The sequence below is a fragment of the Streptomyces sp. AMJ-169 genome (genome assembly GCF_055597585.1).
The window spans coordinates 415,264-437,139 of sequence record NZ_JBVLTJ010000005.1 but is presented as its reverse complement, the minus strand read 5'-3'; the positions used below and the strand labels follow the sequence as shown (position 1 = coordinate 437,139).

The window sequence follows — 21,876 nt, the reverse complement described above, 5'->3', positions numbered from 1 at the left end:
ACCACCCGCACGTTGTGAACCACCGGAAGGACACCCGTTCCATGGCCATGGACGTCATCTCCGTCATCCGCACCAAGCGGGACCGCGGCGAACTCACCGACGAGCAGATCGACTGGGTCATCGACGCGTACACCCACGGCGTGGTCGCCGACGAGCAGATGTCGTCGCTCGCCATGGCCATCCTCCTCAACGGCATGAACCGCCGCGAGATCGCCCGCTGGACGGCGGCGATGATCGCGTCCGGCGAGCGCATGGACTTCTCGTCGCTGTCGCGCCCGACGGCCGACAAGCACTCCACCGGCGGCGTCGGCGACAAGATCACGCTCCCGCTGGCCCCCCTGGTCGCGGCCTGCGGCGCGGCCGTCCCGCAGCTCTCCGGCCGCGGCCTCGGCCACACCGGCGGCACCCTCGACAAGCTGGAGTCGATCCCCGGCTGGCGGGCGCTGCTGTCCAACGAGGAGATGCTGAACGTCCTGGACGGCACCGGCGCGGTGATCTGCGCGGCGGGCGACGGCCTCGCCCCGGCCGACAAGAAGCTGTACGCGCTGCGCGACGTCACCGGCACGGTCGAGGCCATCCCGCTGATCGCCTCCTCGATCATGTCGAAGAAGATCGCCGAGGGCACGGGTTCCCTGGTCCTGGACGTCAAGGTCGGCACCGGCGCCTTCATGAAGACCCTCGACGACGCCCGTGAGCTGGCGTCCACGATGGTCGGCCTCGGCACGGACCACGGCGTGAAGACGGTCGCCCTCCTCACCGACATGTCCACCCCCCTCGGCCTCACCGCCGGCAACGCGCTGGAGGTCCGCGAGTCGGTGGAGGTCCTGGCGGGCGGCGGCCCGGCGGACGTCGTCGAGCTGACGATCGCGCTGGCCCGCGAGATGCTCGACGCGGCGGGCGTCCGCGACGCCGACCCGGCGAAGGCCCTCGCCGACGGCACCGCGATGGACGTCTGGCGCCGCATGATCGCGGCCCAGGGCGGCGACCCGGACGCGGCCCTGCCGGTGGCGCGCGAGCAGCACGTGATCAAGGCGGGCGCGACGGGTGTACTGACCCGCCTCGACGCCTACGACATCGGCCTCGCCGCCTGGCGCCTCGGCGCGGGCCGCGCCCGCAAGGAGGACCCGGTCCAGGCGGGCGCCGGCGTCGAACTCCACGCCAAGCCCGGCGACAAGGTGACCGAGGGCCAGCCCCTCCTGACCCTCCACACCGACACCCCGGACCGCTTCGCGTACGCGCTGGAGGCGGTGGAGGGTTCGTACGACATCGGGGCCCCGGGGACGGAGTTCTCGACGTCACCGGTGGTACTGGAGCGGATCGCCTGACCTGCACTTTCCCCTTTCGGGTGAACGGGACCGGTGGACCTGAGCCGGTCCCGTTCGGCGTGTTCGATGCACCCATGAGAGAAGTCGACGGCGACTACATCCTGACCGGCAGCAAGTGGGACGAGCTGGTCTGGATCTGGCTGCACACGGACGCCCCCAAAGGCTGCAAGACGGAGATCATCAAGGGGGCGATCAGTGTGACTCCCTTGCAGACCTTCCGGCACCAGATGACCGTCGCCGGGACGAACCGGTCTCTCTGCTCAGCGATCCCGCCGCACTGGCTGGTCTCTCACCAGCAGGGCATGGCCGTGCCTTCCCGGCTGGAGCTGTACGTGCCGGACATCGCCGTCATCCCGGAGGGCGCGCTCCGGAAGGACGGCGCCTACCTCCCCGCCGCCGCAGCCGCGCTCGTCGGGGAGGTCACCTCAGAGGTCACGGCGGAGAACGACCGGACGTGCAAGGCCGCTGGATACGCCGAGGCCGGTGTCCCCCTCTACCTCCTCATCGACCGGGTGGCTCCGGAAGGCCCGACGGTCACCTTGTACGGAGAACCCCGCGACGGGGTCTACCGGACTCTGAAGGCGGGCAAGTTCGGCGATCCGGTCGACCTGCCGGAGCCCTTCAAGCTCACCCTGGACACCTCGGACTTCCCGAACCGATGAGTTGAGCCCGTCCCCGGGGTCTACCGGATGTGGATCCCGAAGCACTCCCTGTACTTGTTCTGCCCGGTGGCCCCGTCGCCTCTGATGAGGTGGCGGGGCTCTGTGAGGTTGTGCGGCGGGGGGTGGCCGGGGGCGGGGTGGTCGTCGTCGATGTGAGCCGGGCCGGGGGCGGTGGGCTGGGGGACGTCGAGGTGGTCGCGCGGCTTCAGCTGGCCGCCCGGCGGGGCGGGGGGCGGGTGCGGCTGCGCCGCCCCCCGGCGGAGCTACTCGGTCTGCTCGGGCTTCTCGGTCTCGTCCTCGAGGTGGAGGGGGAGGCCGAAGAGGGGGAACCAGCGGGCCGTGTCGAGGAAGAAGTGGAAACCGGTGAGGCGGCCCTCTGAGATCTCCAGGACCTGCACCGACCAGGGGGAGTGCCCGCCCTTCTCCGGGTCCGGCTTGTAGTGGGCGAAGCCGGGCAGCCCGTTGACCTGGACCGGGAAGAGCCGGGAACCCTCGCAGCCCCGGCCGATCGTGAGCATGAAGCCGGTGATGTCCGCGTGGCCGGTGAGCCACAGGTCGAACGGCGGCATCGTCATGATCGCGTCTTCATGGAGCAGCGCCGTCAGCGCCGTCATGTCGTACCCCTCGAACGCGGCGACATAGCGCTCCAGGAGTTTCTTCTGCTCCTCGTCCAGCGAGTCGAAGATCTCCGCCGCCGAGGCCTTGTCGGAGGCGGCCCGTTCGGTGAGCGTCGCGCGGGCGCGCTGGAGGGCGCTGTTGACGGAGGCGACCGAGGTGTCGAGCAGCTCGGCGACCTCACCCGCCTTCCAGGCCAGCACCTCGCGCAGGATCAGCACCGCCCGCTGCTTGGGCGGCAGCTGCTGGAGCGCCGCCATGAACGCCAGCCGGATCGACTCCTTGGCCACCGCCGCCTCCGCGGGATCCTCGACGGACGGCAGCACCCGCGCGTCCGGCACCGGCTCCAGCCACGTATGGTCCGGGCGCGGACTCAGCGCCGCCTGCGCCAGCGGCGTCGACTCGCTGAGGTCGACCGGGCGAGCCCGCTTGTTCCCCGCGGCCAGCATGTCCAGGCACACGTTCGTCGCGATCCGGTACAGCCACGACCGCAGACTGGCCCGCCCCTCGAACTTGTCGTAACCGCGCCAGGCCCGCACCAGCGTGTCCTGGACCGCGTCCTCCGCCTCGAAGGACGACCCCAGCATCCGATAGCAGTAACCCGTCAGCTCGACCCGATGCCGCTCCAGCCGCACATCGAGCTCGGCCACCGCACTACCGTCACTCATCCTGGTCCACCCACCCCTGTCGACCTCGGGCCACGCCCCTTCGCGCCCCCCTCCGGAAGCTACCGCACCCCACCGCGCGGCACCCCCCGAGTTGACAACTCTCCGCACCGACCCGCATACGCCAAACCCCCGGTCTCGCCCGCTCGTTCACGTGGCAATGACGTTAGACCCTGCCACTGACAATCGGGCTGACCAGGGGAAACGGCCGCTCGGCCAAGAGTCAGGCCGGTGCGGGGGCCGGGTGGCGGCGGGCCGCTCGGGTTCCCGCCAGGGTGATGCCTACGACTCCCAGGACCGCCAGCAGGCCCACCCCGACCGTCCCCGACCAGCCGCCCGAGTGGAACGCCAGGGCGCCGAGGGTCGAACCCGCGCTGGAGCCTATGTAGTACGCCGACTGGTAGAGGGCGGAGGCCTGGGCGCGGCCCTCCTGGGCCGTCTTGCTGACCGACGACGACGCCACCGCGTGGCCCGCGAAGAAACCCGCCGTGATCAGGACCAGGCCCAGCAGGACCGAGGGGAGCCAGTCCGCGAGGGACAGCAGCAGGCCCGTCGTCGTCGTGCCGCCCGCCAGGTACAGGGCGCCCCGGCGGCCCACCCGGGCGACCAGGCGGCCGGCCGTCGACGCGGAGACCGTGCCGACCAGGTAGACCAGGAAGATCGAGCCGATGATGCCCTGGGGGAGGGAGAAGGGGGCCTCGGTGAGGCGGTAGCCGATGACCGTGTACACGCCGCCGAAAACGGTCATGAACAGCGCGCCGATCGCGTACAGCCGCCGCAGCAGGGGGTTCGCCAGGTGGGTGCGTACGGTGCCCAGCAGCACGCGGGGGCGCAGGGACCCCGGCGTGAAGTGGCGCGGAGCGGGCAGCAGCGCGCGGAACGCGACCGCGCACACCACCGCGAGCCCCCCGATCACCCCTACGGCGACCCGCCAGCCCCACTCCTGCGCGACCCACCCGGTGATGACCCGCCCGCTCATCCCGCCGACACTGTTGCCCGCGACGAACAGCCCGATCGCCGTGACCAGCGCCTTCGGCCGGACCTCCTCCGCGAGATACGCGGTCGCGGAGGCGGGGAGCCCGGCCAGCGCCGCGCCCTGCACGCCCCGCAGCACGACCAGCGCCCCCAGCGACGGCGCGAACGGCACCAGCAGCCCGACGGTCACCGCGACGGCCAGCGACGCCGTCATGACCGTACGGCGGCCGTACGCCTCCGACAGCGCGCTCATGGGGAGGACGAAGAGGGCGAGGCCGCCGGTCGCCGCCGCCACCGTCCAGCTCGCGTCGCTCGCCGCGACCCCGAACTCCCCCGAGATCAGGGGCAGTAGGGCCTGCGTGGAGTACAGCAGCGCGAAGGTGGCGACGCCCGCGAGGAACAGCGCGAAGCTCATCCGGCGGTAGCCGGGGCCACCGGGGGTCATACGGGAGTCGGGAACACTGAGGGCTGCTGCGGCGGCCACCGACGTGGACGCCCCGGTACTGGCGGGAGACATGCCTCGACCGTAGGACCCTTGTATTCATCCGTCCAATGCACGAAAACGCGATAATCGATCCCATGGTGCATCAGCAGAGGTCAGAGCGTCGCCTGTCACCGTCCGGTGACACAGAAGACCTGGCGGACATGACGATGGCGCTCGCGCCCCGGCTCGCCTACTTCGCCGGGGTCGCCCGTACCGAACACGTCACCCGGGCCGCGCAGGAGATGCAGGTCCCGCAGTCGACGCTGTCGCGGGCGATGGTCCGGCTGGAGGAGGACCTCGGGGTCGACCTCTTCGCCCGCCGGGGCCGCACGGTCGCGCTCACCCCGGCCGGGAGGACCTTCCTCGGATCGGTCGAACGGGCCCTCGCGGAGATCCAGAAGGCCGCCGACGAGGTCCGCGCGGACGCCGACGCGGCCACCGGCAAAGTCGCGTTCGGGTTCCTGCACACCATGGGCGCGGAGACGGTCCCCGCACTGCTGCACGCCTTCCGCGCCGACCATCCGCGCGTGCGCTTCAGCCTCGTCCAGAACTACGGCGAGGCCATGATCGAGCGGCTGCGCGCGGGCGAGCTGGACCTGTGCCTGACCTCGCCGGTGCCGGACGCGCCCGACCTCGTGGCCCGGCGGCTCGACGAGCAGAAGCTGCGGCTGGTCGTCCCCGCCGACCACCGGCTGGCGGCCCGCCGCCGGGTCCGGCTCTCGGAGGCCGCCGAGGAGACGTTCGTGACGCTGGAACCGGGGTACGGGCTGCGCCGGATCACCGACGACCTCTGCGCGCAGGCCGGGTTCCGGCCCCGGATCGCATTCGAGGGGGAGGAGGCGGAGACCCTGCGGGGGCTGGTCGCCGCCGGACTCGGGGTCGCCCTCCTGCCGCCGCCCGTCTTCGCCCGGCCGGGCGTGGCCGAGCTGACGGTGACGGCGCCCAGGGCGGCCCGCGAGATCGGGGTGGCGTGGCTGGCGGGCAGCCAGGACACCCCGCCGGTGGCCGCGTTCAAGAAGTTCCTGCTGTCGAGGAGGGGGAACCTGCTGGCGTAGGAGGGGGGTTGGCGGGATGTGCGGCAACTTGCCGGATCGGCGGGCGGTGCGGAAACTCGCCGGATCGGCGGGCTACTTGGCCAACTCGCCCGTACGGATGCCGTCCTGGCCAACTCGCCTGTAAGAACGCCACCTTGGCCAACTCGCTCTCGCGGCACCCTACTTCCGTAGCGACGCCCCGAACCCCGCCGCCAGCGGCATCCGCAGCCCCAGCGGCGGCGGCGCGGCCAAGGCGTCCTCCAGCGGTCTCGCGAACGTCCTCCCGAAGAGCGCGCCCATCACGAAGTCCTCGGCGAGGGCCTGGACTTCGGAGCGGTACTGGTGCAGCCCGTGCCCGTCGGCGTGCACCTCGAAGCGGCAGACGTGCCGGTTCGCCTTCTTCGCGCGGGTCGCGAGCCGGAAGGACAGCTCGGGGTCGGTGCGCTCGTCGTTGGTGCCGTGGACGATCAGGACCTGTTTCCCGGCGAGCTGCCGGACCGGTTCGGCGGGCGCGGCGACGTCGTCCTCGGGGAGCCAAGGGGCGAGGGCCAGAACGGAGTTGACCGCGTCGTGCCCGGCGGAGCGCAGCGCGGCCCGGCCGCCCATGCCGGTGCCGGCGAGACAGACGGGGACGTCGCCGTAGCGCCGTACGACCTCGTCGGCGGCCCAGGTCGCGTCGGCGGCGAGCTGGGCCTGGGTGCCGTTCCAGCCCCGGTAGCGGTAGTGCACGACGTGCACGGCGAGGCCGTCCTCGCGGCCCGCGCGGGCGAGGCGGCGGCCGAGGGCGCGTACGGAGGCCGTCGCCCACAGGGGGGACGGCCGGCGGTCGGAGGTCTCCTCGCCGGCGGGAAGGAGCAGGACGGCCCCGCTGACGGCGGCGGGGCCGGGGCCGATCGCCTTGCCGAGGTGGGGGGTTCGCAGCGGCGTCACATGCTGTGCCATGGCAGAACAGTGTCAGAAGCGCCGGTGTACTCCACCCTGCGGTGGGGTCACCGTTGCGTATCGGCGGCGCGGTCCGCCCGGTCGTCTACGCGCGTAGGAGTTACAGTGCCCGGATGACGAGCCAGAGCATCCATGGGGGCGTCACCGCGGACCAGATCAGGCGGGCGCCCAAGGTTCTGCTGCACGACCATCTCGACGGCGGGCTGCGGCCCGGCACGATCGTCGACCTCGCCCGGGAGAGCGGCTACACGAGGCTCCCCGAGTCCGACCCCGACAAGCTCGGCCTCTGGTTCCGGGAGGCCGCCGACTCCGGGTCCCTGGAGCGGTATCTGGAGACGTTCTCGCACACGGTCGCGGTCATGCAGACCCGCGAGGCGCTGGCGCGGGTCGCCGCCGAGTGCGCCGAGGACCTCGCCGAGGACGGCGTCGTCTACGCGGAGGTGCGGTACGCGCCCGAGCAGCACCTCGACGGCGGGCTGTCCCTCGAAGAGGTCGTCGAGGCGGTCAACGAGGGGTTCCGGGAGGGGGAGCGGCGGGCGCGGGAGAGCGGGCACCGCATCCGCGTCGGCGCGCTGCTCACCGCGATGCGGCACGCGGCGCGCTCCCTGGAGATCGCCGAACTCGCCAACGGGCACCGGGACTCGGGCGTCGTCGGCTTCGACATCGCGGGCGCCGAGGCCGGCCATCCGCCGACCCGGCACCTCGACGCGTTCGAGTACCTGAAGCGCGAGAACAACCACTTCACGATCCACGCCGGGGAGGCCTTCGGGCTGCCGTCGATCTGGCAGGCCCTCCAGTGGTGCGGCGCCGACCGGCTCGGGCACGGGGTGCGGATCATCGACGACATCGAGGTCGGCGCCGACGGGACGGTGAAGCTCGGCCGGCTCGCCTCCTACGTCCGCGACAAGCGCGTCCCGCTGGAGCTGTGCCCGAGCTCCAACCTCCAGACCGGCGCCGCCGCCTCCTACGCCGAGCACCCGATCGGGCTGCTGCGGCGGCTGCATTTCCGGGCCACCGTCAATACCGACAACCGGCTGATGTCGGGGACCAGCATGAGCCGGGAATTCGAGCACCTGGTCGACGCGTTCGGTTACGGGCTCGACGACATGCAATGGTTTTCCGTCAATGCTATGAAGTCAGCGTTCATCCCTTTCGACGAACGGCTGGCGATGATCAATGACGTGATCAAGCCCGGATATGCCGAGCTGAAATCCGAATGGCTGTTCCAGCAGACCGCCTCCATCAGCGGTTCTGTCACACCGGAAAGCTGACTAGCGGACAGGACGGGCCTCGGAAAGCGGACGGGTGTTCACCATTCGTCCGCATTTCGATGTTTGCGGTGGGAGCCCTCGCGTGTTTACGGTCATGAACCGCTCGGTTCCGCGTACCTTTCCGTGAACTCCCCGCGATCAGAATTTCGAGGACGCAATTTCATGAAGCAGACTGCCGCCAAGACCCTCGGGGTCGCCGCCCTCGGTGCCGCCATCGCCGCCGCCGGCGCCGGTGCCGCGAACGCCGCCGCTCTGCCCGACCTCCAGAACGTGGGCGGTGTCGCCCAGACCCTGCCCGCCGGCAAGCTCGCCTCGGCCCTCCCGGGCGCCGGGCAGGCGCTGGAGCAGGCCCAGCCCGCGCTCGGCACCAGCCTCGCCGCCGCCACCCCCGCCGTCGGTGCCGCGCTCGCCGACGGACCCACCAAGCCCGTGGCCGGTCTGCTCGGCGGCCTTCCGGTCGCCGGCGCCCTGCCGACCCACGGCCTCCCCGTCAACGGGATCCCCTTGGGCTGAGCCGTCACAGCAACCCTGTCGGGGCGCGTCCGGAGAGTTCCGGTGCGCCCCGGCGGCTTGTCCGGGGCCGCCGGGATACCGGCCGGGGAACTGGGGCGACTCTGAGTGACCGTTGAGGGAGGGGCCGTGGGGGTCGTAGAGGTTCGGGGGCTTGGGGGCTTCGGTGTCTCGGGGTATCCCCTAGGGGATGGCACCCGGCGTCTAGGGGATGCTCACCAGGCCGTGCTGGTCTTCTCCTCCGAGGGGAAGAGGATCCACAGGGCTATGTAGAGCAGGAACTGCGGGCCCGGCAGGAGGCAGGAGAGCAGGAACAGCACCCGCATCGTGGTCGCTGAGGTGCCGAAGCGCTGGGCCAGGGCGGCGCAGACACCGCCGATCATGCGGCCTTGGGCGGGGCGGGCGAGGCGGGCCATTGCGGGCTCCTTCTGGTCGGGTGGGCCGGTTGCCCTACTGACCACAACGCTACGGAGCCGGGCCACGAAAAACGTCACTCTATGGAGCGATACCGACCCTGGGAATCGTCGGGGTCCGACCCTGAGACGGCTCCTCCTGACGTACCGCTACCCGACGCCCCCGCGTACTCCTGCGGCGCAGCCGGTGCCGGGCCGCCGGGACGATCAGCGCGTGTGCCAGAGCCACGCCGGCCGTGTTGAGCAGGATCGCGTCCACGTCCGTGACCTGGCCCGGGACGCCGGTCTGGAGCAGCTCCACGGACAGCGAGATCAGCGCGCCCGCCGCCGTCGTACGCGTCAGGGAGGACAGCGGGGAGACCTGTAGGCGGCCGTGGGCCATCGGGAGCAGTACTCCCAGCGGGGCCAGCAGTGCGAGGCCCCGCCCGAGCCGGCGGGCCGCCTCCGGCCAGCCCAGCGCCAGGTCGTGGCGGATGCCGGCGAGCGGGTGGAGGTTGGCCGGCAGGACCCAGGGGACGTCCAGGGGGCGCAGCGAGTACCAGGCGACGAACGCGAGGTGTGCGGCCAGGAGGACGACTCCCGCCACACGGATACGGATCGCGGCGTTGCCGCCGATGAAGCCTTGACGCTGCACGAGACCCAAGACGCGGCTCCCGGCGGGAACGGTTCCGGGGGTGTGGGGGGTGTGGGTGAGGTCTTCACCACATGGACACAAGCGGGGGTGGGGCCGACCCCGCCCCGCCGCCCCCTTCAGCCCCCGGTCACCGCGGCCGGCCTCAACTCGCCCGCGCCACCGCCCACTTCAGCCGGACACCGCCGACGAAGGCGGCATCTCGTTGCCCGGTCTTGCCCTGACCTCGTCCGTGCACTCGTAGCGGCGCAGGTCCCCCGTTCCCGGGCCGCCGAGGACCGTCGAGCCGTTGCCCTCGGTCGCGGTGGAGTCGGAGAGGGTGCAGACGATCTGGGCGAGGGCGTAGGCGGACAGGGCGTCGGGGGCGGTGTTGAGGCGGAGGGCGTCGTCGGGGTCGTCGGCGAGGCGGGACGGCAGGACCGTCGTACCGGTACGGACGTCCGTCGTGTAACCGGCCTCCTTCTCCGGCGCCGACGGCGTCCGCGCCAGCTGGTCCAGCAGCCCTTGGGCCACCAGCACCCGCCGCTTCGGCCCCGTCGCACCGTCCGGCACCGGAACCGTACGGTCCACCGCGACCAGCGAGGAACCGCACAGCAGGAACACCCGCACGGCGACCCCGCCCGCACTCTGCGCCGTCACGGAATCCGCGTCCGACAGCGAACAACGCACCCGAGAGGGCGCCGCCCCGAAGTCGGTGGGCACCTCGGTAGGACGGATACCGCACCCGGCGAGGAGAAGCCCGAGCGCAGGAAGAAGCAGCAACTGCCGCCTACGACCGACCCGCGCACCCGTGCCTCCGGCGCGCGGAAAGAGGCCCACACGCAGCCCGCCGCCACCCGGAGCCACGGCACGCCCGCCGCTGCCGCCACCCGGAGCCACGGCACGCCCGCCGCTGCCGCCGCCCGGAGCTACGGCACGCCTGCCCTCGCCGCCGCCCGGAGTCTCGGCACGCTCGCCCGCCCCGCCGCCGGCCCGCAGCGCAACCCCCTTACCCCCACCGCCCCTTCCGCCACCCCGCACCACAACACCCTCCCCCTCGCCGCCAGTTCCCCTGCTCCCCGCACCCCTCACGACGTCGCACCCCCCACTCCCTCTTCAGCCTGCTCCGGCTCCTCCGGTGCCTCTCGTGGCAGGCGCAGGGTGAACACCGCGCCCCCCTCCGGGGAGTTGGCGGCGCTCAGTTCGCCGCCGTGGATGTGGGCGTTCTCCATGGCGATGGACAGGCCCAGGCCGCTGCCGTCGGAGCGGGGGCGGGAGGCGCTGGCTTTGTAGAAGCGGTCGAAGACGTGGGGGAGGACGTCCTCGGGGATGCCGGGGCCGTGGTCGCGGACGGCGATCACGACCTCGGTGGGAGCCTCGCGCACCGACACCCGCACCGGTGACCCGCCGTGCTTGAGCGCGTTGCCGATGAGGTTGGCGAGGATGACGTCGAGGCGGCGCGGGTCGAGGCGGACGTAGATCCCGCGCTCGGCGTCCAGCTCCACCGCGTCGAGCCAGGCCCGCGCGTCGATGCAGGCGGTGATCTGATCGGCGACGTCGACGTCGTCGAGGACGAGCCGGGCGGTCCCGGCGTCGAAGCGGGTGACCTCCATCAGGTTCTCGACGAGGCTGTTCAGCCGCCGCGTCTCGCTCACCACGAGCCGTACGGCGGGCTCGATCATCGGGTCCATGCTGTCGGTGCCGAGCTCGTCCTCCAGCACCTCCGTGACGGCGGTGATCGCGGTGAGCGGGGTGCGCAGCTCATGGCTCATGTCGGCGACGAACCGGCGGGACGCCTCGTCACGCGCCGCCATGTCCGCGACCCGCTTCTCCAGCGCCTCCGCCGCACGGTTGAACGTCCGTGACAGATCGGCGAGTTCATCGGTCCCCGAGACCTGGAGCCGGGTGTCGAGCTTGCCCTCGCCGAGCCGCCGGGCGGCGATTCCCAGGCGGTGCACGGGTTTCAGCACGGTCGTGGAGGCGGCCTGCGCGATCAGCGCGGCGCCGATGAGAGCGAGCCCCGTCGCGATCCCCAGGGACCAGCCGAGGGAGTTGAGGTCCTTGGCCTCCGGCTCCAGCGACTTGCGGATGTACCCGGTCGGCCCGCCCCCGTTCACCCGCGTCCCCGCCACCAGGAACGGCGTCCCCTGATCGACGACCCGCTGCCAATACAGGTGGTACGGCGAGGAGTTGGCGCCGCTGACACTCTGCTGCCGGTCCACCGCCCGCTGGAGCGACTTGGGCACGTCCTCCAGCGAAAAGCCGCTCAGGCCACCGGAGTTGCCGTACACCGTCTTGCCCGAGCCGTCCGTCCCGATCAGCAGCACGCTGAAACGCTGACTGCTGTTGGCCATCTGGCCGGCGGTGCGCTGGAGTTCGTCCTGCGAAGGGTGCTCCGGCAGCGCGCCGGCGCGGTTCTGCATCTCCGTACGGAAGTCCTTCAGGACCGCGTCCTGCGCGCGCGTGAGGACCGCCTCGCGGTTGAGCCAGTAGGCGATGCCGGACGCCGAGACGGCCGTCGCCAGCGCGACCGCGCCGAACACGACGACCAGGCGCAGCCGCAGACTGGTGAAGCGCAGCCGGGACAGGAACCCCTTGCGCAGCAGTGCGGCGGCGCGGCGGGGACCTTCCGGCGGCCGGGGTGCTTCCGGCTCGGCGACGTGCGGCTGGGTCACTGAGGCGCGTCCAGGCGGTAGCCGACGCCCCGGACCGTACGGATCAGCGTCGGGGACGACGGCACGTCCTCGACCTTCGCGCGCAGCCGCTGGACGCACGCGTCCACCAGCCGGGAGTCGCCCAGGTAGTCGTGCTCCCACACCAGCCGCAGCAGCTGCTGGCGCGACAGGGCCTGGCCCGGGCGGCGGCTCAGCTCCAGCAGCAGCCGCAGTTCGGTCGGGGTGAGCTGGAGGTCCTGGCCGTTCTTCGTGACCGTCATCGCCGCCCGGTCGATGACCAGGCTGCCGAAGGTCGCCGCGTCGTTCGACTCGCGCTCGCCGCGGCGCAGCACGGCCCGGATACGGGCGTCCAGCACCCGGCCCTGGACCGGCTTGACCACGTAGTCGTCGGCGCCGGACTCCAGGCCGACGACCACGTCGATGTCGTCGTTGCGCGCGGTGAGCAGGATGATCGGCAGCTGGTCGGTGCGGCGGATGCGGCGGCACACCTCGAATCCGTCGATGCCGGGCAGCATCACGTCCAGCACGATCAGATCCGGCCGCTGCTCCCGCAGCAGCTTCAGACCGTCCTCTCCGCTGGCAGCGGTCGCCACCCGGTGTCCCTGGCGCGTCAGCGAGAGCTCCAGGGCCGTACGGATGGCGTCGTCGTCCTCGATCAGCAACAGGGAAGGCACAGGCTCATTCTGGCCCATGAGGGGGGCGGGGTACGACAGGTGGGGGCTTATAAGACCTTTATCCCCCGGGGTTCACAGCAAATCCCCGCCCCCTCGGCTACTTTCCGACGGCCAGCCGCCACAGAGAGGTGACTTCGACGGCGCGCACGGGGTAGAGGGGGTCACTCCGGTCGCGGGCGCGCGGGTGCCGGGCCCGGGTGTCGGCTTTTCCTACGACCTCCAGCACCCCGCCCAGAAACTCCCGCAGCATCCGCCCGTCCCGGTCGTACACCCCCAGCTCCAGCTCGGCGGAAGGGCGGCCCGGGAGCCATGGGGGGTTGCACACGATCAGATCGGCGCGGCCGTCCGGGGAGGGGAACAGCCCCGGTCCCTGGACGGTGATCCGGTCGCCGTAGCCGAGCCGCCGCGCGTTCTCCTCGGCGCAGGTCAACGCCCGCTCGCTGATGTCGGTGGCGATGATCCGGGACACTCCGCGCCGGGCCAGCAGCGCCGCGAGGACGCCGGTGCCGGTGCCCAGGTCGAAGGCGGTGGTGCAGGGGGTGGGGAGGGGGGCGGTCGCGATCAGGTCGACGTACTCCGCGCGGGTGGGGGCGAAGACGCCGTAGTGCGGGTGCACGCGGGCGCCCAGGGCAGGGACTTCGACGCCCCTCGTCCGCCACTGGTGGGCGCTCAGGACGCCGAGCAGTTCCCGGAGGGGGACCAGGCGGGGGCCGCACGGAGGGCCGTAGGCGGCGGCGCAGGCCTCCTGTACGTCGGGGGCGCGGCGCAGGGCCAGCCGGTGGGCCGAGTCCAGCTCCACCAGGAGGCGGTTGAGCAACTGGGCCCGGTGGGCGCGAGTCCGGCGCCGGTCCCGGAAGATCTCGGCCGGCGAACTCCCCTTCCCCGCAGGTGAGTCAGGGATACGACGGGCCAACGCGCCCAGCAGCCGGCGGGCGTTGACGTAGTCGCCGTGCAGCGGAGGCGTGCGGCACTGCTGGAGGTCGTAAGCGCCATGCCGGCCAGAGCCCCATGCCGGTGTACGGCACCCCAAATCACCCCAGCTCGACAACCCCTACCCCCGACACCTGTGCGCCCCCTGTGGTGTCGTTCTCGAAGGGCCCTGTGACAGGTCTGTGACAGTCGGCGGACATGGCGATGAAGTGCCCCCGGCAAGCTTTTCCGCATCGGCAGGGAGAAACGGCCGGTACGAGAAGCGAAAAGCACCGGAAGTCCACGACGGGGGGCGCGACATGAACACGCTGCACGGCTTGAGCACCAGCGCAGTGGTCACGCGCCTGCACGACGTCCGCCGGAGCTCCGAGAAGTCCGGTGCCGTGGGAGGGCGGGGGTGCTCCCGCGGCACCGGGCGTCAGCATCCGGCGTACATGTCGGTCGTTGACGCGCCCGCGGTGGAACAGGCTCTGGGGGGAGCCTCGTACAGGGCGGACACGGGGGAACGGCACTCGCTGACGGAGGCGGAGTTCACCGCCTACGTCCAGGAGCGCCGCGCCTCCCTGTACGCCACCGCGTACCACCTCACCGGCGACCGCTTCGAGGCCGAGGACCTGCTCCAGAGCGCCCTGTTCTCGACCTACCGGGCCTGGGACCGGATCAGCGACAAGGCCGCCGTCGGCGGCTACCTGCGCCGCACGATGACGAACCTGCACATCAGCGCGTGGCGCCGGCGCAAGCTCAACGAATACCCCACCGAGGAACTGCCGGAGACGCCCGGCGACACGGACGCGATGCGCGGCACCGAACTGCGCGCGGTCCTGTGGCAGGCGCTCTCCCGCCTCCCCGAACTCCAGCGCACGATGCTGGTCCTGCGCTACTACGAGGGCCGCACCGACCCGGAGATCGCGGAGATCCTCGACATCAGTGTCGGCACGGTCAAGTCCAGCATCTGGCGGTCGCTCCGCCGGCTGCGCGAGGACCAGGTCCTCAGCCTCGGCCGTGACGAGGAGGACGCCTTCGGGGAGCTCGTCGCCTGAAGGCACGGCGCCGGCTCCGTTCAGGGCAGCCGGTGCCACGGGGGGAAACAGGGGGAACGGGGGAGCGGTACCGGGGGGACTCCACGGGGGACGGCGTTCGGGGGAGCGTCGCGGGGAGCGGTGCCGCTGGGGGGAAACACGGGGGAGAACGGGGGATCACGGGGGAAAAGAGCGGGACTGGGGGGCCGGGGGGTCCGTCCAGTCCCGCTTCGCCGTATCCGGACGACCGCTACGGCGTCGTCGTCGCCGTCCGCTGCTGCACGCCCCGCCCCGCCGCCGCCGTCGCCAGGCGGCCCATCGCCTCGTCCCGGTCGCACGCGTACGCGCCCAGCGCCGTCTGCCGCGCCACGATCGAGCGTTCCGTCCGCATCAGCCGCCAGCCCCGCCGCAGCAGGAACGGCACCGACTTGCGGCCCTCCTTCAGGTCCCGCAGGAAACGGCGGCGGAACGTCTTCACCGGGCCCCGGCTCAGGCACAGCGCGTCCGCGAGCACCCCGGCCTCCCGGCAGCGCTCCACGATCTCGGCGGCGAAGATGCCCTCCGCGATGAACAGCGGCGTCCGCCCGATCTCGACCGCCTCGGCGCCGGTCCGCGCGCTGCGCGCGATGTCGTACACGGGCACATCCGTACGACCGGAGCGGCACAGCTCCCCGATCGCCGTCAGCGCGGTCTCCGCGTCCCAGGAACCGGGGTGGTCCCAGTCGATGTCCGCGCTGCCCGTCACCAGCGGCAGCGTCGGGTCGTCACCCTCCTTGTAGAAGTCGTCGAGCCGCAGCACCGGGAGGCCGGAGCGGGCCGCGAGGAGGGACTTGCCGGAGCCGGAAGGGCCGCAGAGCAGCACGACTCTCGTGGGTATGGGCGGATGGGAACTCACGGGACACCAGTGTGCGGCATGAGTGCGCCGGCCAACGAGTCCGCGGGTCGTCTTTGAAGCGCGCGTCACACTTCAACTACCCTCTGCGTCGACCCGGTTACTCCATGCAGCGAAAAGGTGGCAGCGAGATGCCTCAGCACGAAAACTTCTCCCACTCTTCAGCCGTGCGCGGTTTCGCCGCGCTGGCTTCGGCCGGGGTGGCGCTCGGCGCCGGGGCGGGGGCTGCCGCCGCCGCCGACTCCGCGCCCGTCATCGACGCCGTCCGGGCCAATCCGTCCAGTCTCGGGCAGGTCGATCCTCAGGCGGGGTTGCAGGGGACGCTCGGGGCGCTGCCGTATGTGACGGGGGCGGTGACCGCGCTCAAGCCGAATCCGCTGGCCGGGACGGGGGTGGATCCGCTCGACAACGGGGCGGCGACCCAGGTGGCCGACTTCCAGCCGGTGGCCACTCAGGCGCTCACCGGGCCGGTGGCTCAGGCCCAGTCGATCGGGAGCATGCCTGTGGTGGGGCAGGTTTCTGGGCTGCTCAAGGGGTGAGTCGCGGGTGCCTAAGGGGCGGGGGGCTGCTCAGCGTCGGCGGCTTGCTGTCCGTCGTGGCTGGTCGCGCCCGCGCGGCGGAAGCCGCGAATCGAGCACAGCCCCACGCCCCTTAACTCAGTACGCCGAGCCGGAGGCTCCGAGCGAACCCGTCGTGTGCCACACCGTCTTCGTCTCCAGGAACGCCGTCAGGCGATCCGTCCCCTGCGGCTCCGCCCAGTCCTCACCCCTCGGGCGCAGCACCCTCTTCAAGTTGTCCGCCGCCGCGATCTCCAGCTCCTTCGCCAGTTCCTCCCCCGCGCCCGCGAGGTCGATCGCGTTCACGTCCTGGTGGGACGCCAGGGTGGGGGCGATCTCCTTCGCCGCGCCGGAGAGGATGTTCACCACCCCGCCGGGTACGTCCGACGTCGCCAGGACCTCGCCCAGGGACAGGGCCGGCAGCGGGGACTTCTCCGAGGTGACGACCACGGCCGTGTTGCCGGTCGCGATGACCGGGGCCAGGACCGAGACCAGGCCCAGGAAGGACGACTCCTGGGGGGCCAGCACGGCGACGACGCCGGTCGGCTCCGGGGTCGAGAGGTTGAAGTACGGGCCCGCCACCGGGTTCGCGCCGCCGGTGATCTGGGCGATCTTGTCGGTCCAGCCGGCGTACCAGACCCAGCGGTCGACGGCGGCGTCCACCTGGGCCGCCGCCTTGGACTTGGACAGGCCCTCGGCCTCGGCGACCTCGCGGACGAACTGCTCCTTGCGGCCCTCCAGCATCTCGGCGACGCGGTAGAGGATCTGGCCGCGGTTGTAGGCGGTGGCGCCGGACCAGCCGCCGAAGGCCTTGCGGGCGGCCACGACGGCGTCGCGGGCGTCCTTGCGGCTGGACTGGGGGGCGTTGGCGAGCCAGTTGCCCTTTGCGTCGGTCACCTCGTACACCCGGCCGCTCTCGGAACGCGGGAACTTCCCGCCCACGTACAGCTTGTAGGTCTTGAAGACGGACAGACGATCAACTGTGCTCATTTTTAACGCTCGCCCTTCGGGCTCGACGGGGCGAGGTACGCCTCCAAACCATGACGACCGCCCTCGCGGCCGTACCCCGACTCCTTGTAGCCGCCGAACGGCGAGGTCGGGTCGAACTTGTTGAACGTGTTGGACCAGATGACGCCCGCGCGCAGCTTGCCCGCGACGGCGAGGATGCGGGAGCCCTTCTCGGTCCAGATGCCCGCGGAGAGGCCGTACTGCGTGTTGTTGGCCTTCGCGACCGCCTCGTCGGGGGTGCGGAAGGTGAGCACCGACAGGACGGGGCCGAAGATCTCGTCGCGGGCGACGGTGTGGGCCTGGGTGACGTTCGTGAAGAGCGTCGGGGCGAACCAGTAGCCGGAGGAGGGGAGTTCGCACGCCGGCGACCAGCGCTCGGCGCCCTCCGCCTCGCCCTTCGCCGCCAACTCCGTGATCCTGGCGAGCTGTTCGGCGGAGTTGATGGCGCCGATGTCGGTGTTCTTGTCCAGCGGGTCGCCCAGGCGCAGGGTCGACAGGCGGCGCTTGAGGCTGTCCAGCAGCTCGTCGTGGATCGACTCCTGGACCAGCAACCGGCTTCCGGCGCAGCAGACTTGGCCCTGGTTGAAGAAGATGCCGTTCACGACGCCTTCGACGGCCTGGTCGATCGGGGCGTCGTCGAAGACGATGTTCGCGCCCTTGCCGCCGAGTTCCAGGGTCAGCTTCTTGCGGGTGCCGGCGACCGTCTTCGCGATCTGCTTGCCCACGGCCGTGGAGCCGGTGAACGCGACCTTGTCGACGTCCGGGTGCGCGACGAGCGCGGCGCCTGTGCGACCGTCGCCCGTCACGATGTTGACAACGCCCCTCGGCAGGCCCGCCTGGCGGCAGATGTCCGCGAAGAACAGAGCGGACAGGGGGGTGGTCTCCGCGGGCTTCAGGACGACCGTGTTGCCGGTCGCCAGGGCCGGGGCGACTTTCCACGCCAGCATCAGGAGGGGGAAGTTCCACGGGATGACCTGGCCGGCCACGCCCAGGGGCTGCGGGTTCGCGCCGTAGCCCGCGTGGTCCAACTTGTCGGCCCAGCCGGCGTAGTAGAAGAAGTGCGCGGCGACCAGGGGGAGGTCGGCGTCCCTCGTCTCCTTGATGGGCTTGCCGTTGTCCAGGGTTTCCAGGACGGCCAGTTCGCGGCTGCGCTCCTGGATGATGCGGGCGATGCGGAAGAGGTACTTCGCACGCTCGGAGCCGGGGAGCGCGGACCACTTCTCGAACGCCTTGCGGGCGGCCTTGACCGCGCGGTCGACGTCGGCCTCACCGGCCTGGGCGACCTCGCTCAGCACCTCTTCGGTGGCGGGGGAGACGGACTTGAAGACCTTGCCGTCCGCCGCGTCGGTGAACTCGCCGTCGATGAACAGGCCGTAGGACGGGGCGATGTCGACGACCGAGCGGGACTCGGGGGCGGGCGCGTACTCAAAAGCGGATGCGGAAACCATGGGGGATCAGTCCACCGTCACGTAGTCGGGGCCGGAGTAGCGGCCGGTGGCCAGCTTCTGACGCTGCATCAGCAGGTCGTTGAGGAGCGAGGAGGCGCCGAAGCGGAACCAGTGGTTGTCCAGCCAGTCCACGCCCGCCGTCTCGTTCACCAGGACCAGGAACTTCACCGCGTCCTTGGTGGTCCGGATACCGCCGGCGGGCTTCACGCCCACCTGGACGCCGGTCTGCGCGCGGAAGTCCCGTACGGCCTCCAGCATCAGCAGCGTGTTCGCCGGGGTCGCGTTGACGGCGACCTTGCCGGTGGAGGTCTTGATGAAGTCGGCGCCGGCGAGCATGCCGAGCCAGCTGGCGCGGCGGATGTTGTCGTACGTCGACAGCTCGCCGGTCTCGAAGATGACCTTCAGCCGGGCCGAGGTCCCGCAGGCCGCCTTCACGGCCGTGATCTCCTCGTACACCTTCATGAAGTCGCCCGCGAGGAACGCGCCGCGGTCGATGACCATGTCGATCTCGTCGGCCCCCGCCGCGACCGCGTCGCGGACGTCGGCGAGTTTCACGGGGAGGGCGGCGCGGCCGGCCGGGAAGGCGGTGGCGACCGAGGCGACCTTGACGGCGGAGCCGGCCACCGCCTCCTTCGCGGCTGCGACCATGTCCGGGTACACGCAGACGGCGGCCGTCGTCGGTGTCGTGCGGTCGGTCGGGTCGGGGTGGACCGCCTTCGCGCCGAGCGCCCGGACCTTGCCGGGGGTGTCCGCGCCTTCCAGCGTCGTCAGGTCGACCATCGAGATGGCCAGGTCGATGGCGTACGCCTTCGCGGTCGTCTTGATCGAACGGGTCCCGAGCGAGGCGGCTCGCGCCTCCAGGCCGACCGCGTCGACACCGGGCAGGCCGTGCAGGAAACGGCGCAGCGTGCTGTCGGACGCGGTCACGTCCGAGAGTGTGTGGGGTGCTGAGGTGGGCATGGTCACCAGCCGAGCATATCTACGCGCGTAGCGGCTGTACAGCCTTGGGGGGCTTGCGGGGAGGGGTGGGGGAGGGGGTGGGTTGGGGGGTGTGGGGAGGGGCTTGGTGGGGCTCGCTGGTTCGGGGCGGGGCGGGGGTGTTCGCCGGGTCGGGGAGGTGCTCGTTGGTGTTCGGAGGGGTGCCCGGCGGGGCGGTGAGGGGGCTTGGCGGTGTTCGGAGGGGGGTGTTCGCTGGGTCGGGGAGGTGCTTGGCGGTGTTTGGAGAGGGTGCCCGGCCGGACCCGGTTCCGGCTCTTCGGGCAGAATCGGGCGCATGACGACCCCCGAGCACGAGTCGGCGCCCGAGTCCGAGCCGGCCCCCGAGCCCGCGTCGGACCCCGGGCCCGAGTCGCCCCGGCCGGCCACCGCCTCCCCGGACCGCGTCCACCGGTCCCCCGCCGGGATCGCCTCCGGCGTGCTGCTGCTGGTCATCGGCGGCTGGCTCGGCGTCGACGCGATCACCGCCGGGCACGGGCGCGCCCCCTGGCTGGCGCTCGCCGCGCTGCTGTTCGTCGTCCCGCTGGTCGTCGCGTTCACCCTGCGGCCCGCCGTGTACGCCAACGACGAGCGGCTGCGGCTGCGCAATCCGTTCCGGGTGGTCGTCGTGCCGTGGGGTGAGGTCGCCGATCTGCGGTCGTCGTACTCGAACGAGGTGCTGACCGTAGGCGGCGCGAAGTACCAGATCTGGGCCGTGCCGGTGTCCCTGCGGGGCCGCAAGAAGGCCGCCCGCCGGGCCGCACGGGCGGCTGCCGCCGGGGAGCCGGGGCGTGGGGTGATGGGGCTCGGGGGCTGGCGGGCGCCGGGGGAGCACGACCACGACGGGCGGGCGAGCGGGGACCGCGTGATGGCGGATCTGCGGGAGCTGTGCGAGCAGCGGCGGGGGGAGAGGGCTGCGCAGGGGGAGATCGGGGTGCGGTGGGCTTGGGAGGTTGTGGGGCCGGCGGTGGCGGGGGCTGTGGTGTTGGGGATTTTGTTGGGGACTGGGTGAGGTTGGGGGGCGTGGGGGTCGCGTTCGGAACTCGGGAGGGCTGCGGCCGGCATCGGGCGGGGGTCTTGCTCCGCCCGGGTCCGGCGGAGGGCTGAGCCTGGCACTCGCCGGGACGGCGTTGCTCGGACCTGGCGGAGGGCTGAGCCCGGCACTGGGCAGGACGGCTTCGGCCAGCGTCCGGCGGGGTCTCGGTCCGGCACTCGTAGAGGGCCTTGCCCGGTATCGGCGGAGGGCTACGCCCGGGGCTGGCGGAGGCTGCGTCTGGTGCCCGGCGGGGCGGCTTCGCCCAGCGCCTGGCACCTGCCGGGACGGCGTCGCTCGGACCCGGCGGAGGCTCCGCCCGGCGCCCGGCTGGACGGCTCCGCCCGGTACCCCCTCCCACAGCACCCCCTGTAACCCCTCTCCCCCACGAGGTACCGTTTCGCCGTTCCGAAAGGCGGAGGGGGAGCTTGATGAAGACGCGGCGGACGTGGCGTGAGGGGAAGAAGGCCTCGGCACCGGGGCGCGGCGCGCAGGCGTTCGCCGCGCTGCTCCGGCGCCGGGATTGGCTCGCCGGCCGCTGGCGCTGGGTCGCCGGCGCCGCCGCCCTGCTGATCGCCGGTACGACGGCGACCCTCCTGCTCGGCGGCGGCCACAAACCCGCCGTCGCCGCCCCCGACACCCGCGCCCGCGCCTACCGCGACGTCGACGCCTGCCTGCTGACCGGGGCGGACGGCATCGCCAAGGGCACGGCCGCGACCGTCTGGCAAGGAATGCAGGCCGCCTCGAAGGACACCAAGGCGAGGGTGTCGTACGTCTCCGTGGCCGGCGAACAGTCCGCCGCCAACGCCCGTCCGTACGTGAACGGGCTCGTGCAGCGGCAGTGCGACGTCGTCCTCGCGGTCGGCGAACCCCAGGTCCAGGCCGCGCTGTCGGTCGCCGGGGAGCATGCCTCGCTGCCGTTCGTGGTGGTGGCGGACGGGGTGACGCCGGGGAAGGGCCGCGTCGCTGTTGTACGGCCGGGGGACGGGGAGTTGGCGGAGGCGGTGGCGCGGGAGGTGCGGTCGGCGGTGCGCTGACACGAACGGCACCCGCCCGCACACCGGTTCACTCGCGAACCGCGCTCGCCCGTACACCGGTTCACTCGCGAACCGAGCCCGCCCGCACACCGACTCACCCGCAAACAGGCCGTCGGTGAATC

The 21,876-nt window shown here is 72.0% G+C and carries 22 protein-coding genes; 9 read left to right on the top strand and 13 right to left on the bottom strand.

Features of this window, described 5'->3' with window-relative positions:
• The first annotated feature begins 41 nt into the window (after window positions 1-41).
• Both ACYUD3_RS15245 and ACYUD3_RS15240 read left to right on the top strand, forming a co-directional pair.
• A complete protein-coding gene (locus tag ACYUD3_RS15245) occupies window positions 42-1,325 on the top strand; it encodes a thymidine phosphorylase (RefSeq protein ID WP_470969375.1) in 1,284 nt (427 codons plus the stop codon).
• Window positions 1,326-1,399: 74 nt separating this feature from the next.
• Window positions 1,400-1,987: a Uma2 family endonuclease gene (locus ACYUD3_RS15240; protein ID WP_470969373.1), complete on the top strand. Its 588-nt coding sequence runs from the start codon at window positions 1,400-1,402 to the stop codon at window positions 1,985-1,987.
• Window positions 1,988-2,250: 263 nt separating this feature from the next.
• Here the strand turns inward: ACYUD3_RS15240 and ACYUD3_RS15235 are convergent, their stop codons facing one another.
• Window positions 2,251-3,270, bottom strand: coding sequence for a sigma-70 family RNA polymerase sigma factor (locus ACYUD3_RS15235; RefSeq protein ID WP_470969370.1), 1,020 nt, complete (start codon window positions 3,268-3,270; stop codon window positions 2,251-2,253).
• Between the two features lie 220 nt (window positions 3,271-3,490).
• Window positions 3,491-4,759, bottom strand: a complete 1,269-nt coding sequence (locus ACYUD3_RS15230) for an MFS transporter (protein ID WP_470969368.1) — start codon at window positions 4,757-4,759, stop codon at window positions 3,491-3,493.
• Between the two features lie 62 nt (window positions 4,760-4,821).
• On the opposite strand from ACYUD3_RS15230, the gene ACYUD3_RS15225 reads away from it, so the two are divergent.
• Window positions 4,822-5,781, top strand: a complete 960-nt coding sequence (locus ACYUD3_RS15225; protein ID WP_470969366.1) for a LysR family transcriptional regulator — start codon at window positions 4,822-4,824, stop codon at window positions 5,779-5,781.
• A gap of 159 nt (window positions 5,782-5,940) precedes the next feature.
• Here ACYUD3_RS15225 and ACYUD3_RS15220 read toward each other — a convergent pair whose 3' ends face one another.
• On the bottom strand, window positions 5,941-6,702 hold the full coding sequence (locus ACYUD3_RS15220; protein ID WP_470969363.1) for a prolyl oligopeptidase family serine peptidase: 762 nt from the start codon (window positions 6,700-6,702) through the stop codon (window positions 5,941-5,943).
• A gap of 113 nt (window positions 6,703-6,815) precedes the next feature.
• On the opposite strand from ACYUD3_RS15220, the gene ACYUD3_RS15215 reads away from it, so the two are divergent.
• Both ACYUD3_RS15215 and ACYUD3_RS15210 read left to right on the top strand, forming a co-directional pair.
• A complete protein-coding gene (locus ACYUD3_RS15215) occupies window positions 6,816-7,973 on the top strand; it encodes an adenosine deaminase (protein WP_470969361.1) in 1,158 nt (385 codons plus the stop codon).
• Between the two features lie 162 nt (window positions 7,974-8,135).
• Window positions 8,136-8,486, top strand: coding sequence for an ATP-binding protein (locus ACYUD3_RS15210; RefSeq protein ID WP_470969359.1), 351 nt, complete (start codon window positions 8,136-8,138; stop codon window positions 8,484-8,486).
• A gap of 212 nt (window positions 8,487-8,698) precedes the next feature.
• Here ACYUD3_RS15210 and ACYUD3_RS15205 read toward each other — a convergent pair whose 3' ends face one another.
• The 6 genes from ACYUD3_RS15205 to ACYUD3_RS15180 all read right to left on the bottom strand — a co-directional run bounded on the left by ACYUD3_RS15205 (window position 8,699) and on the right by ACYUD3_RS15180 (window position 13,903).
• A complete protein-coding gene (locus tag ACYUD3_RS15205; RefSeq protein WP_470969357.1) occupies window positions 8,699-8,899 on the bottom strand; it encodes a PspC domain-containing protein in 201 nt (66 codons plus the stop codon).
• 79 nt (window positions 8,900-8,978) lie between these two features.
• Entirely contained in the window at window positions 8,979-9,530 is a 552-nt protein-coding gene (locus ACYUD3_RS15200) for a VanZ family protein (protein WP_470969810.1), read from the bottom strand.
• Between the two features lie 168 nt (window positions 9,531-9,698).
• Window positions 9,699-10,346 carry a hypothetical protein gene (locus ACYUD3_RS15195; RefSeq protein WP_470969355.1) on the bottom strand — a complete coding sequence of 216 codons (648 nt, stop codon included), beginning with the start codon at window positions 10,344-10,346 and terminating at the stop codon, window positions 9,699-9,701.
• A 248-nt stretch (window positions 10,347-10,594) separates the two neighbouring features.
• Entirely contained in the window at window positions 10,595-12,112 is a 1,518-nt protein-coding gene (locus ACYUD3_RS15190; protein WP_470969808.1) for an ATP-binding protein, read from the bottom strand.
• 65 nt (window positions 12,113-12,177) lie between these two features.
• The gene (gene afsQ1 / locus ACYUD3_RS15185) at window positions 12,178-12,855 is read right to left on the bottom strand and encodes a two-component system response regulator AfsQ1 (RefSeq protein WP_470969353.1); all 678 of its coding nucleotides are present in this window, start codon (window positions 12,853-12,855) and stop codon (window positions 12,178-12,180) included.
• A 97-nt stretch (window positions 12,856-12,952) separates the two neighbouring features.
• A complete protein-coding gene (locus ACYUD3_RS15180) occupies window positions 12,953-13,903 on the bottom strand; it encodes a methyltransferase (RefSeq protein WP_470969350.1) in 951 nt (316 codons plus the stop codon).
• Between the two features lie 181 nt (window positions 13,904-14,084).
• On the opposite strand from ACYUD3_RS15180, the gene ACYUD3_RS15175 reads away from it, so the two are divergent.
• Window positions 14,085-14,825 carry a SigE family RNA polymerase sigma factor gene (locus tag ACYUD3_RS15175; RefSeq protein WP_470969348.1) on the top strand — a complete coding sequence of 247 codons (741 nt, stop codon included), beginning with the start codon at window positions 14,085-14,087 and terminating at the stop codon, window positions 14,823-14,825.
• Window positions 14,826-15,054: 229 nt separating this feature from the next.
• Here the strand turns inward: ACYUD3_RS15175 and ACYUD3_RS15170 are convergent, their stop codons facing one another.
• Window positions 15,055-15,768: a uridine kinase family protein gene (locus ACYUD3_RS15170; protein ID WP_470969346.1), complete on the bottom strand. Its 714-nt coding sequence runs from the start codon at window positions 15,766-15,768 to the stop codon at window positions 15,055-15,057.
• Window positions 15,769-15,827: 59 nt separating this feature from the next.
• Between ACYUD3_RS15170 and ACYUD3_RS15165 the strand changes: the two genes are divergently transcribed.
• Window positions 15,828-16,235: a hypothetical protein gene (locus ACYUD3_RS15165; RefSeq protein WP_470969343.1), complete on the top strand. Its 408-nt coding sequence runs from the start codon at window positions 15,828-15,830 to the stop codon at window positions 16,233-16,235.
• 117 nt (window positions 16,236-16,352) lie between these two features.
• On the opposite strand, the gene ACYUD3_RS15160 is transcribed toward ACYUD3_RS15165, so the two are convergent.
• From ACYUD3_RS15160 to deoC, 3 genes are read right to left on the bottom strand one after another with little or no spacing between them, the layout of a single operon-like run.
• A complete protein-coding gene (locus tag ACYUD3_RS15160; RefSeq protein ID WP_470969341.1) occupies window positions 16,353-17,243 on the bottom strand; it encodes an aldehyde dehydrogenase family protein in 891 nt (296 codons plus the stop codon).
• 2 nt (window positions 17,244-17,245) lie between these two features.
• Window positions 17,246-18,709 carry an aldehyde dehydrogenase family protein gene (locus ACYUD3_RS15155; protein ID WP_470969339.1) on the bottom strand — a complete coding sequence of 488 codons (1,464 nt, stop codon included), beginning with the start codon at window positions 18,707-18,709 and terminating at the stop codon, window positions 17,246-17,248.
• Window positions 18,710-18,715: 6 nt separating this feature from the next.
• Window positions 18,716-19,669 carry a deoxyribose-phosphate aldolase gene (gene deoC, locus ACYUD3_RS15150; protein WP_470969805.1) on the bottom strand — a complete coding sequence of 318 codons (954 nt, stop codon included), beginning with the start codon at window positions 19,667-19,669 and terminating at the stop codon, window positions 18,716-18,718.
• A gap of 313 nt (window positions 19,670-19,982) precedes the next feature.
• Here deoC and ACYUD3_RS15145 point away from each other — a divergent pair, with 313 nt between their 5' ends.
• Both ACYUD3_RS15145 and ACYUD3_RS15140 read left to right on the top strand, forming a co-directional pair.
• Window positions 19,983-20,696: a PH domain-containing protein gene (locus tag ACYUD3_RS15145; RefSeq protein WP_470969337.1), complete on the top strand. Its 714-nt coding sequence runs from the start codon at window positions 19,983-19,985 to the stop codon at window positions 20,694-20,696.
• Window positions 20,697-21,148: 452 nt separating this feature from the next.
• Window positions 21,149-21,754 carry a BMP family ABC transporter substrate-binding protein gene (locus ACYUD3_RS15140; protein WP_470969334.1) on the top strand — a complete coding sequence of 202 codons (606 nt, stop codon included), beginning with the start codon at window positions 21,149-21,151 and terminating at the stop codon, window positions 21,752-21,754.
• The last annotated feature ends 122 nt before the right edge of the window (window positions 21,755-21,876 follow it).

What these genes read in the sequence shown, in the direction of transcription:
- ACYUD3_RS15245 (WP_470969375.1), top strand. Translation starts at nt 42, where the DNA reads ATGGCCATGGACGTCATCTCCGTCATCCGCACCAAGCGGGACCGCGGC.
- ACYUD3_RS15240 (WP_470969373.1), top strand. Translation starts at nt 1,400, where the DNA reads ATGAGAGAAGTCGACGGCGACTACATCCTGACCGGCAGCAAGTGGGAC.
- ACYUD3_RS15235 (WP_470969370.1), bottom strand. Translation starts at nt 3,270, where the DNA reads ATGAGTGACGGTAGTGCGGTGGCCGAGCTCGATGTGCGGCTGGAGCGG.
- ACYUD3_RS15230 (WP_470969368.1), bottom strand. Translation starts at nt 4,759, where the DNA reads ATGTCTCCCGCCAGTACCGGGGCGTCCACGTCGGTGGCCGCCGCAGCA.
- ACYUD3_RS15225 (WP_470969366.1), top strand. Translation starts at nt 4,822, where the DNA reads ATGGTGCATCAGCAGAGGTCAGAGCGTCGCCTGTCACCGTCCGGTGAC.
- ACYUD3_RS15220 (WP_470969363.1), bottom strand. Translation starts at nt 6,702, where the DNA reads ATGGCACAGCATGTGACGCCGCTGCGAACCCCCCACCTCGGCAAGGCG.
- ACYUD3_RS15215 (WP_470969361.1), top strand. Translation starts at nt 6,816, where the DNA reads ATGACGAGCCAGAGCATCCATGGGGGCGTCACCGCGGACCAGATCAGG.
- ACYUD3_RS15210 (WP_470969359.1), top strand. Translation starts at nt 8,136, where the DNA reads ATGAAGCAGACTGCCGCCAAGACCCTCGGGGTCGCCGCCCTCGGTGCC.
- ACYUD3_RS15205 (WP_470969357.1), bottom strand. Translation starts at nt 8,899, where the DNA reads ATGGCCCGCCTCGCCCGCCCCGCCCAAGGCCGCATGATCGGCGGTGTC.
- ACYUD3_RS15175 (WP_470969348.1), top strand. Translation starts at nt 14,085, where the DNA reads ATGAACACGCTGCACGGCTTGAGCACCAGCGCAGTGGTCACGCGCCTG.
- ACYUD3_RS15165 (WP_470969343.1), top strand. Translation starts at nt 15,828, where the DNA reads ATGCCTCAGCACGAAAACTTCTCCCACTCTTCAGCCGTGCGCGGTTTC.
- ACYUD3_RS15160 (WP_470969341.1), bottom strand. Translation starts at nt 17,243, where the DNA reads ATGAGCACAGTTGATCGTCTGTCCGTCTTCAAGACCTACAAGCTGTAC.
- ACYUD3_RS15155 (WP_470969339.1), bottom strand. Translation starts at nt 18,709, where the DNA reads ATGGTTTCCGCATCCGCTTTTGAGTACGCGCCCGCCCCCGAGTCCCGC.
- deoC (WP_470969805.1), bottom strand. Translation starts at nt 19,669, where the DNA reads ATGCCCACCTCAGCACCCCACACACTCTCGGACGTGACCGCGTCCGAC.
- ACYUD3_RS15145 (WP_470969337.1), top strand. Translation starts at nt 19,983, where the DNA reads ATGACGACCCCCGAGCACGAGTCGGCGCCCGAGTCCGAGCCGGCCCCC.
- ACYUD3_RS15140 (WP_470969334.1), top strand. Translation starts at nt 21,149, where the DNA reads ATGAAGACGCGGCGGACGTGGCGTGAGGGGAAGAAGGCCTCGGCACCG.